The sequence below is a fragment of the Flavobacterium sp. genome (assembly GCF_049318185.1).
Taxonomy (GTDB): domain Bacteria; phylum Bacteroidota; class Bacteroidia; order Flavobacteriales; family Flavobacteriaceae; genus Flavobacterium.
The window spans coordinates 38000-48474 of the sequence record NZ_JBMOGV010000005.1 but is presented as its reverse complement, the minus strand read 5'-3'; the positions used below and the strand labels follow the sequence as shown (position 1 = coordinate 48474).

The following is a 10475-nucleotide window of genomic DNA, read 5'->3' as shown; positions in this document are numbered from 1 at the left end:
TCGGTTGTCGGTTTTCGGTTGTCGGTTTTCGGTTGTCGGTTTTCGGTTGTCGGTTTTCGGTTGTCGGTTGTCGGTTTTTGGTTTTTGGTTTTTGGTTTTTGGTTGCTGTATATTGTTTTTTTTATCTATAGTTTTTAACTCTATTTTTTGGTTATTCTAATTCTAATTCTTTTATTTGTTTACTATCCTAATCCAACTATTATGACTTCATTTTCTATTCAAGAAATCAACGCTGTTTTACAAGGTGAAATTGTTGGAACTATTTCTTGTAAAATAACCGCTCCAGAGCAATTAGAAAACGCAACTGAAACAGAAATTTCTTTTATTGGCCATAAAAAATATGAGAAATTATGGATAACCTCCAAAGCATGTGTAGCCGTTGTAAATCAAGATATTGCTATTGAACCAGGAGAAAATAGAGCTTTCATTAAAGTGAAAAATGCTGATTTGGCTATGTCACAAGTGCTAGAACTTTTTGCACCTCCCCCTCCTATTTTTAGAACTGATATCCACCCAACAGCCATAATTGACGAAAGTGCCTCGATTGGAAACGGAACTCGAATTGGAGCAGGAACTTATATTGGTCCCAATGTAATTATTGGGGAAAATGTAACGATTTATCCTAATGTTACTATTCTGGATGAATGCAGTATTGGAAAAAATACTACTATATGGTCTGGAGCTGTAATTCGCGAAAGATGCCATATAGGAAGCCATTCTATATTACATCCGAATTGTACTATAGGTGCAGATGGATTTGGTTTTAGACCCTGTCCGGAAAGAGGTTTGGTTAAAATCCCACAAATAGGTAATGTCATTATAGGTAATGGCGTTGAAATTGGTGCTAACTCGTCTATTGATAGAGGTAAATTTAGTTCCACAGTTCTCGGAGATGGATGTAAGATTGATAATTTAGTACAAATTGGACACAATTCAAAGCTTGGAAAGTTCTGTATTATGGCAGGAAATTCTGGATTAGCAGGTTCGGTAACTTTAGGTAATGGAGTTATTATTGGCGGAAGTGCTTCTATAAAAGACCATACAACTATTGGTGATGGTGCTATTGTAGGTGCTGGTTCGGGAGTAACAGGAGATGTTGAAGCGGGAAAAACCGTATTAGGTTATCCTGCTGTAGATGCTAGAGATGCTTTAAAACAGTGGGCTATTTTGAAAAGATTAGTTAGGGATTCAAAATAATTTGTCATTCACAATTCTCTATTCCACAATTAAGTCCTATATTTGCAATGAGGATTCTGAAAGGAAGTTACACCTCGCCGCACTAGTCGATCGCTCCAGATCGACTTTTGTATTTTATAATACTTCCTTTAAAAAGTTTAGCATAGCTTCCCAAGAACGTTTCTCTGCTTTTTCATTATAGGCGGCACCTTTTGAATTATCATTTCCTGCATTTATATCAGTAAATGAATGAACTGCATTGGCATAAAATATCATTTGCCAATCGGCTCCTGAAGACCTCATTTCATTTTGAAAATCATCAATCTCATCTTTTGACTCATAGGGATCATCGGCACCATGAAGTACCAATATTTTTGGAATTATTTGATCGATTGCTCTTGTCGCGTCTTTTCCTAATCCACCATGAAAAGAAACAACACCTCTCACTTTCATGTTAGTTCTTGCTGCTTCAATAGCACCTGTTCCACCAAAACAATATCCCAAAACTACAATATCATCTGGATTTGCACCTTGTTTAATTAATTGGTCTAATGCTAACTGAATTCTTGTTTGATATTCGTAAATATTTTTTTTGAAATAACCTGATTTTTGACCAGCTTGCGAATAATCTTTTGGCCGTTGATTCACACCATAAATATCAGCTATAAAAGTAGTGTAACCCATTGCCGCTAATCGATTTGCTGTGTCTTTTGCATGGTCATCTATACCCATCCAAGCAGGAAGAACAAGAATTCCTGGATTGTTTTTTAGTGCTTTCTTTGGTTTAACACTAATACCGCTCAACAAATTACTTCCATCCTTATATTCAACTGATTTAGATTGCGAAAAAATTGCAAAAGTGCTTTGCAGGAGCATAGCTAGTAAAAGAAATTTAGTTTTCATATTGAATACGTTTTTAGCATATATAAATGTAAGAAAACTGAAATGAAAAAATGTTAATTGTTTAAAAAAATAAAAACCGACAGCATAACTATCGGTTTAACTAATACAATAAAACTATTTTTTCTTTTTTGATTTCGATTTAGCTTTCTTGGCTTTTGCTTTTTTTGCCTTTTCTTTTGCTTTTGCCTTTTTCTTTTTTTCCTTTTCTTGAGCTTTTTGTTTTTCTTTTTTTGCCTTCTCTTTTTTCTTGGCTTTATCCTTTTTCTCCTTAGCTTTTTCCTTAGCTTTTTTTGCTTTTTCTTTGTCTGAATCTTTCATAGTTTCTGCATTTTTTATATTGGAAATAATCGATTCTTCTACGATTGCTTCCGGTTTTACTTCTTTTTTTACTGCTGTTGTTGCAGTTCTGGTTCTGGTGCGTGTTGGTGTAGTAGTAACAGTTGCTTTTATAGCAGTTGATCTGGTTCGAGTTTGTCTTACTACTGGTTTGGTTTCACTTATTGGTAGCACTTTTGTCACTTCATTTGACACTTCTTCGGTTGTAGCTAAATCTTTGTTTATCATAGTTTTGTTTGTTGTTTTTAAATTTAATGTTAAATTAATGTAAATTTTATGTAAACAAAAATACATTTTTAATCAATTCACCAATGTTAAGTTTTCGTTTTAATCAAAAACTTAACATTGAAATTTTGTGAAGTATAGTAAATAAAGGTGTATTTAAAAAATAAAAATGTTATAAAATAAAAAAACTCCTAAAGAAAAATCTATAGGAGTTAGGATAAAAAACTATTGTTTTTAAATAAATATCTTTAATAAATGATAAATCAATCCAGCAATTGCAGCTGATACTGGAATCGTCAATACCCATGCCCAAAGAAGCTTAATGGTAACTCCCCATCGAACAGCAGAAACCCTTTTGGTCACTCCAACTCCAATGATTGAACCTGTAATTGTATGCGTTGTTGATACTGGTATTTTAAAATGTTCGGTGATAAATAAGGTTAAAGCTCCCGCTGATTCTGCAACTACACCTTCAAAAGCCGTTACTTTTGTGATTTTTGACCCCATTGTTTTTACAATTTTCCAACCACCACTCAAAGTTCCTAAAGCAATAACCGTGTAACAAGTTAATGGAATCCATGAGGGCATTTGACCATCAATTTTTACTCCATCTTTTTCAGATGGCAGTACTACATTCAAATCTAGCCAACCTAGGGACATATTGGTATGTGGATGTGTATTTAAATAAACTGCCACAGCTGCTGCAATAATTCCCATAACCTTTTGAGAGTCATTTCCACCATGACCTAAACTGAAAGAAGCCGAAGAAATCAACTGCATCTTTTTTAGTACTTTTTCCGCTTTTGATGTTGAGAAACTACTAAACATCAAATTGAATACGGCAACAGTATAAAATATAATCGCTACCAAAGTCCATTTAATATTGGCTGGCTCACAAATTACAGACCACAAATGGCTTTCAAATCTTGGTTTCTTAATTTCGTCATATCCTTCCAATACTGATGATAAAAATAAGGCCACTAAAAGCATTAATACTACTGTCAATATTTTTGGATAAATATTTTTCCGAGATGAATACATCAACCAAAGCGAAATAAAATAGGAAATTAACATCCCTAATAATGGAGCTAAAACAATAAAGGCAATAATAACTGAAACTCCCGAAGGTAATCCACCATCTTCTCCAGGTTTGTACCAATTCACAATATTATACCAATGTTTCGTGACTTCTACTCCATCTTGCATCACTGTATAATCTGAAAAACCATGAAGAGAAATAGCATGAGCAATAGCTGCACCAGCAAAACCACCGATTAGTGTGTGTGATGATGAAGATGGAATTCCTTTCCACCAAGTAATTAAATTCCATATAATAGCTGCAACAACTCCAGCTAATATAACAGTCAAATTTATACTGTCTGTTTTGGCTGTTTTGGCAACAGTATCTGCTACCCCAAAACCAAAAACCCAATAAGCTAAAAAATTAAAAAAAGCCGCCCACACAACTGCTTGAAAAGGTGATAAAACTTTTGTGGCAACAATGGTTGCTATGGAGTTAGCAGCATCATGGAAACCATTGATATAATCAAATATCAGCGCCAGAACTATAATTACAATTAGTAAAGTCATATTTTGCTAATTGTTAAAAATTAAGAGTGTTTAACAGAAATTTGTTCCATCACATTGGAAACACTTTTACATTTATCAGAGGCCATTTCCAAAGCAGAAAGGACTTCTTTGTATTTGATAATATTTTTAGCTTCTGTCTCGTTTTCAAAAATATCAGCAACAGCTTTATCAAAAACTACATCAGCTTTACTTTCTAATTTATTGATTTTTTTACAAGTTTCCTTAATCAATTTTAAATTATTCATGTCTTTAAGTTGTATAATTCCTACACCTATTAATTGACATGCTTCTAAATTGATTTCCGTTAACTTTCTTATTGATTTTGTGATTTTCTCGACCTGATACAAACGCATTCTGCTAGCTGCACCATGCATATTATCAGCCACATTATCAATCGCTTTTATTAGAGAGTGTATATCTTCTCTATCAAAAGGTGTAATGAAGTTTCGACTCAATTCTAGATGAGTTTTATGAGTTATTTCCTCAATATTGGCCTCTAATTCCTCTATTTTAGAATAATATTCTTCTCTTTCAGCTTTTGGAACATTTACTGCTTCATGAAGTGTTTCTGCTAATAAGATCAAATTGGTAGAAGCTTGTTCAAATAATGGAAAGAATTTTTTATCTTTTGGAACTAAAAACTGAAAAAAACTATTAATATTCATAAATTAAATTTTAAAACACAAAAGTATCTTTCTAATGTTAAGAGAATATTAATAAATGTAAAAAAGAATATTTATTCAATAAAAATAAAAATCAAATAAAGCATTTTACCTTATTGAAAACGTTTTCGTATTTTAGCAGTCAATGTAAAACACCAAATTAATAATAACAATAACCATGGATATTAACTTCAATAAAAACGAAGATCATAATAAACTTTTACTGACCGAATTGAAACAACACTTTGCCAAAGTTAAAGTTGGTGGAGGATCAAAACGCATTGAAAAGTTACATGCCGAGGGTAAAATGACGGCTCGTGAACGTATTGATTATTTACTTGATGCTAAAGCCAATAGTATAGAAATTGGTGCTTTTGTTGGCGACGGAATGTATGCTGAACATGGTGGTTGCCCTTCTGGTGGTGTGGTGGTAAAAATGGGTTATATCAAAGGAAAACAATGCATTGTTGTGGCTAATGATGCTACTGTAAAAGCGGGTGCATGGTTTCCTATCACCGGAAAAAAGAACCTTCGTGCACAAGAAATTGCCATGGAAAATCGCTTACCAATTATCTATTTGGTCGACTCTGCTGGAGTTTATTTGCCATTGCAAGACGAAATTTTCCCCGATAAAGAACATTTTGGAAGAATATTTAGAAATAATGCCATCATGAGTAGCATGGGAATTACCCAAATTGCAGCGGTGATGGGAAGTTGTGTGGCTGGTGGTGCTTACTTACCCATTATGAGTGACGAAGCGATGATTGTGGATAAAACAGGAAGTATTTTCTTGGCAGGAAGTTATTTGGTCAAAGCAGCTATTGGTGAAAACATCGATAATGAAACACTTGGCGGTGCCACAACCCATTGTGAAATATCGGGTGTTACCGATTATAAAGCTAAAGATGATAAAGACGCTTTAGACAGAATTAAAAGCATTGTGGGTAAAATTGGCAATTATGAAAAAGCAGGTTTCAATAGAGAAACTGCTCAAAAGCCAGCTTTAAATGAAAAAGACATTTATGGAATCATTCCAAAATCACGTACCGAACAATATGACATGATGGAAATCATCAAACGATTGGTGGACAACTCCGAAATGGATATGTACAAAGAAGGTTATGGTCAATCCATCATCACATGTTATGCCCGAATTGAAGGCTGGGCTGTGGGAATAATTGCCAATCAAAGAACGGTTTCCAAAACCAAAAAAGGCGAAATCCAGTTTGGAGGTGTTATTTACTCTGATTCTGCCGACAAAGCCACGCGTTTTATTGCCAATTGCAACCAAAAGAAAATTCCGTTAGTTTTTGTGCAAGATGTAACCGGATTTATGGTAGGTTCAAAATCGGAACATGGTGGAATAATAAAAGATGGTGCCAAAATGGTGAATGCTGTTGCCAACTCTGTTGTACCAAAATTCACTGTGATTGTAGGTAATTCTTATGGTGCTGGAAATTATGCCATGTGTGGTAAAGCGTATGACCCGAGATTAATTGTTGCCTGGCCAAGCGCAGAATTGGCGGTGATGGGTGGCACTCAAGCAGCCAAAGTGTTAGCACAAATAGAAGCATCTTCCTTAAAAGCCAAAGGCGAAAATGTAGATGAAAAAGTAGAAAAAGAATTATTTGACAAAATCAAAGCAAGATACGACGCACAAGTTTCTCCTTATTATGCTGCGGCACGCTTGTGGACTGATGCTATCATTGACCCGCAAGATACCAGGACTTGGATTTCTATGGGAATTGAAGCGGCCAACCATGCGCCGATTGAGAAGAAATTTAATTTGGGTGTCATTCAGGTTTAAAAAATAGTATCATGAAAAACATATTTCAAATGAAACAATTGCTGCTTTTTCTTCTAGTAACTATTAATTTCAGTCTTTCTGCTCAAACAGAAGAATACTTAGGAACTTATAATTTACATATTGAAGGAAAAGATAAAAGTATTTTAGATTATAACCTTGTGTTAGATAAAGACCATACTTTTACATTTGTTAGTTTTCAAAAGCTAATAGACATTAGAGGAGAACATGATAAATATAATTACGGTAAAGGAACGTGGAAAGTAGAAAATAAAATCATAAAATTTACTACCGAAGCAACCGATTTAGATGAAAAACACAGCCTTAATTTTACAGGTTCCACAGCGCGTTTATTCAAAAAATCACCTCGTGATACAAGTGATAAAGTGTTTCCAACAGCGCTTCAATTTTACAAATCAGATATCTTTTGGATAGCCAATTTGAAACTTCTGTTGAAGGAACAATAAAATGAAAACTTCCCTTTTTCATCCTTTCCAAAAAAACATTTCAGCAATTTCTATTCCTGATAAATTTACTTTCCCCTTCTATTACGAACCACATCCATTAAGTATAATAGCCGCGCGTGAGTTGCAAAACTATCTTGAAATACAAAACGATTTCCAGCACAACTTTGGTTTAAACGAAAGCCATGAAGGTTTTGTAATAGGCAAAATGTTTGGCGTTCTAGTAGTACAAAATCAAAACAACGAATTGGGTTATCTTTGGGCTTTTTCGGGAAAATTGGCTGAAAGCAATCAACATCCATTATTTGTACCAACGGTTTTTGATATGTTGGAAGAAAATAGCTATTTCAAAAAAGAAGAAACTATTCTTAATCAATACAACAAAAAAATTAATAAGCTCGAAAACGATAAAAATTACCTAGCCGCTGTAAAACATTTGGAACAAACAAAACTACAAGCCGAAGAAGAAATTCAAACCCAAAAAGAAACTATAAAACTAGGCAAAAAAAGTCGTGCCGAAAAACGAAAAATGCTACCTACTGAAGCATTAGAACAACTGAATAAAGAAAGCCAAGACGAAGGCATTTTACTCAAGAAAATGTCTCAATATTGGAATCATCATCTACTTGCAGCTTCTGAATCAGTAGACATCTTTACTGCACAAATCAACCAACTGAAAGAAGAACGCAAACAAAAATCATCAACACTACAACAACAATTATTTACCGAGTATGCCTTTTTGAATCAATACCAAGAACCGAAAAGTTTGGCAGCTATTTTTGAAGGAAATCCTCCAGCTGGTGCTGGTGAATGTGCAGCACCTAAACTATTGCATTATGCTTTCAAGCATCAGTTGAAACCCATTGCTATGGCCGAATTTTGGTGGGGAAAATCACCCAAAGGCGAAATGCGTAAACACAAACAGTTTTATCCTGCTTGCACCGGAAAATGCGAACCTATTTTGAAACACATGCTTGAAGGAATTCCCATGGAGGAAAATCCGTTTGCTATAAATCTGGCAGAAGGAAAAGAGTTGGAAATTGTTTTTGAGGATGAATATCTATTGCTTGTCAATAAACCTGCCGAATTTTTATCCGTTCCTGGCAAACAAATCACCGACTCGGTTCAAACCAGAATAAAAGCAATACATCCCAATGCGATGATAGTGCATCGATTGGACATGTCCACTTCGGGTTTGCTATTAATTGGTAAATCGCCTGAAGTGTATAAAAAACTGCAAGCTCAGTTCATCAAACGGAACGTAAAAAAACGCTACGTCGCCTTGTTGGATGGAGTATTGTCTGAAGATAGCGGCAGTATCGATTTGCCATTGCGTGGTGATTTACACAACCGTCCCCATCAAATAGTGTGCTTCGAGCATGGCAAACCAGCGCAAACCCATTGGGAAGTTATAGAACGAAAAGACAACAAAACCCTAGTCTACCTCTTCCCTATTACAGGACGAACACACCAACTCCGTGTGCATGCCGCGCATCCACTAGGATTAAATACTCCAATAATTGGAGATGATTTATATGGAACGAAAGGCAATAGACTTCACCTTCATGCCGAGAGAATTACATTTCAACATCCTATTACAAATGAAACATTAACTATTAAAATTGAAATTGATTTTAATTCGTAATAAATTATTACTTTACATCCCTATTATTAAATAATATTTCAATGAAAAATGTAATATGCTTCAGTTTGCTTTTCATTAGTTTTCAATGTGTTTTTGCGCAAGAAAGTTATACTAGAAAAGATACGTTGCAAGGCAGTCTTCGCCCAGAGCGAACTTGTTTTGATGTATTACGATATGACTTGAATATCAAAGTCAATCCAACAAACAAATCTATTATTGGTTACAATGAAATTACTTTCTCAGTCGAAGAAACTACCAATAAAATTCAATTGGATTTATTTGAAAACATGAAAATTGATAGTATTATTTTCAATAGCAAAAAGCTAATCTATACGCGAGAATTTAATGCTGTATTTATCAACTTTCCAACACCTTTACCCCAAGAAATGCCCCAGCAATCGCTCAAATTTTACTATTCAGGAAAACCCATTGTTGCCAAAAACGCACCTTGGGATGGTGGATTTGTATTTGATAAAGATTCTAATGGAAAAGACTGGATTGGCGTGGCAGTGCAAGGAACTGGTGCTAGTCTTTGGTATCCATGCAAAGATACCCAAACCGATGAACCCGATTTTGGTGCTACTATAAAAGTAGCCGTACCCAATGGTTTAATGAATGTTTCTAACGGTAGATTTATCGGTTCAGAAGATTTGAAGAATGGCTACACACGTTGGGATTGGAAAGTAAAAAATCCCATCAACAACTATGACATTACGCTCAACATAGCCGACTATGCCCATATTCATGACACCAACAAAGGATTAGACTTAGACTATTATGTGCTAAAAGAAAACGAAGCCAAAGCACGAACCCATTTTGAAGAAGTAAAACCCATGCTGGATTGTTACCAAAGGAAATTTGGCGACTATCCCTTCAAAGAAGATGGTTACAAACTTGTCGAAACTTCTTATTTAGGCATGGAACATCAAAGCGCTGTGGCCTACGGCAACAAATATTTGAAAGGGTATGCAGGAACCGACTTATCGGGTACTCGCATTGGTATGTTATTTGACTACATCATCATTCACGAAAGCGGTCACGAATGGTTTGGCAATAGCATTACTTCAAAAGACATAGCTGATATGTGGATACACGAAGCCTTTACAATGTATGGTGAAACTGTTTTTGTAGAATGCCAATATGGCTATGAAAAAGGCCAAATCTACCTCAACGGTATGAAGCAAAATGTTGAGAACGACATACCCATTATTGGTCCGTATGGCGTCAACAGAGAAGGGTCTGGAGATATGTATTATAAAGGAGCCTTGATGCTCAATACCCTACGTCATGTCATAAATGATGATTCCAAATGGTGGAAATTATTATTAGATTATGCCAATACCTTTCGTCACAAAATCATTGATACTGAAACTGTAGTAGCATTTTTTAATAAAGAAAGCGGTATGAATTTGACTCCAATATTTAACCAGTATTTAAAACAAATAACTATCCCTGAATTAGTTATCAGAAAAAAAAGAAATTTATTAGAATACAAATGGCTTTCCTATGACTCTACTTTCACCATGCCAATAGACGTTACTATAAAAAACAAAAAAGTCAGATTGTATCCAACGACCAACTGGCAAGAGTCAAAAATTAAAATCAAGACTTTGGATGAAGTACTAGTAGCAACTAATTCCTTTTATGTTGGTATAATAAAAGAATAAAAA

General features: G+C 34.8%; 9 protein-coding genes. 5 read left to right on the top strand and 4 right to left on the bottom strand.

The window, feature by feature from the left end; translation table 11 throughout:
• Positions 1 to 201: 201 nt before the first annotated feature.
• The gene (lpxD, locus tag ACOYLT_RS01215; protein WP_422852011.1) at positions 202 to 1197 is read left to right on the top strand and encodes a UDP-3-O-(3-hydroxymyristoyl)glucosamine N-acyltransferase; all 996 of its coding nucleotides are present in this window, start codon (positions 202 to 204) and stop codon (positions 1195 to 1197) included.
• A gap of 114 nt (positions 1198 to 1311) precedes the next feature.
• On the opposite strand, the gene ACOYLT_RS01210 is transcribed toward lpxD, so the two are convergent.
• The 4 genes from ACOYLT_RS01210 to ACOYLT_RS01195 form a co-directional block, all read right to left on the bottom strand.
• Positions 1312 to 2079, bottom strand: coding sequence for a dienelactone hydrolase family protein (locus ACOYLT_RS01210; RefSeq protein WP_422852010.1), 768 nt, complete (start codon positions 2077 to 2079; stop codon positions 1312 to 1314).
• 114 nt (positions 2080 to 2193) lie between these two features.
• On the bottom strand, positions 2194 to 2643 hold the full coding sequence (locus ACOYLT_RS01205; RefSeq protein ID WP_422852009.1) for a hypothetical protein: 450 nt from the start codon (positions 2641 to 2643) through the stop codon (positions 2194 to 2196).
• Positions 2644 to 2874: 231 nt separating this feature from the next.
• Positions 2875 to 4230: an inorganic phosphate transporter gene (locus tag ACOYLT_RS01200; protein ID WP_422852008.1), complete on the bottom strand. Its 1356-nt coding sequence runs from the start codon at positions 4228 to 4230 to the stop codon at positions 2875 to 2877.
• A 20-nt stretch (positions 4231 to 4250) separates the two neighbouring features.
• Positions 4251 to 4895 carry a DUF47 domain-containing protein gene (locus ACOYLT_RS01195; RefSeq protein ID WP_422852007.1) on the bottom strand — a complete coding sequence of 215 codons (645 nt, stop codon included), beginning with the start codon at positions 4893 to 4895 and terminating at the stop codon, positions 4251 to 4253.
• Between the two features lie 175 nt (positions 4896 to 5070).
• Between ACOYLT_RS01195 and ACOYLT_RS01190 the strand changes: the two genes are divergently transcribed.
• The 4 genes from ACOYLT_RS01190 to ACOYLT_RS01175 are packed head-to-tail and all read left to right on the top strand — an operon-like array spanning position 5071 to position 10472.
• Positions 5071 to 6699: an acyl-CoA carboxylase subunit beta gene (locus tag ACOYLT_RS01190; RefSeq protein ID WP_422852006.1), complete on the top strand. Its 1629-nt coding sequence runs from the start codon at positions 5071 to 5073 to the stop codon at positions 6697 to 6699.
• Between the two features lie 11 nt (positions 6700 to 6710).
• The gene (locus tag ACOYLT_RS01185; protein ID WP_422852005.1) at positions 6711 to 7163 is read left to right on the top strand and encodes a hypothetical protein; all 453 of its coding nucleotides are present in this window, start codon (positions 6711 to 6713) and stop codon (positions 7161 to 7163) included.
• 1 nt (position 7164) lies between these two features.
• Positions 7165 to 8805, top strand: coding sequence for a pseudouridine synthase (locus tag ACOYLT_RS01180; protein ID WP_422852004.1), 1641 nt, complete (start codon positions 7165 to 7167; stop codon positions 8803 to 8805).
• A gap of 41 nt (positions 8806 to 8846) precedes the next feature.
• Positions 8847 to 10472, top strand: a complete 1626-nt coding sequence (locus ACOYLT_RS01175; RefSeq protein ID WP_422852003.1) for a M1 family metallopeptidase — start codon at positions 8847 to 8849, stop codon at positions 10470 to 10472.
• Positions 10473 to 10475: the final 3 nt, after the last annotated feature.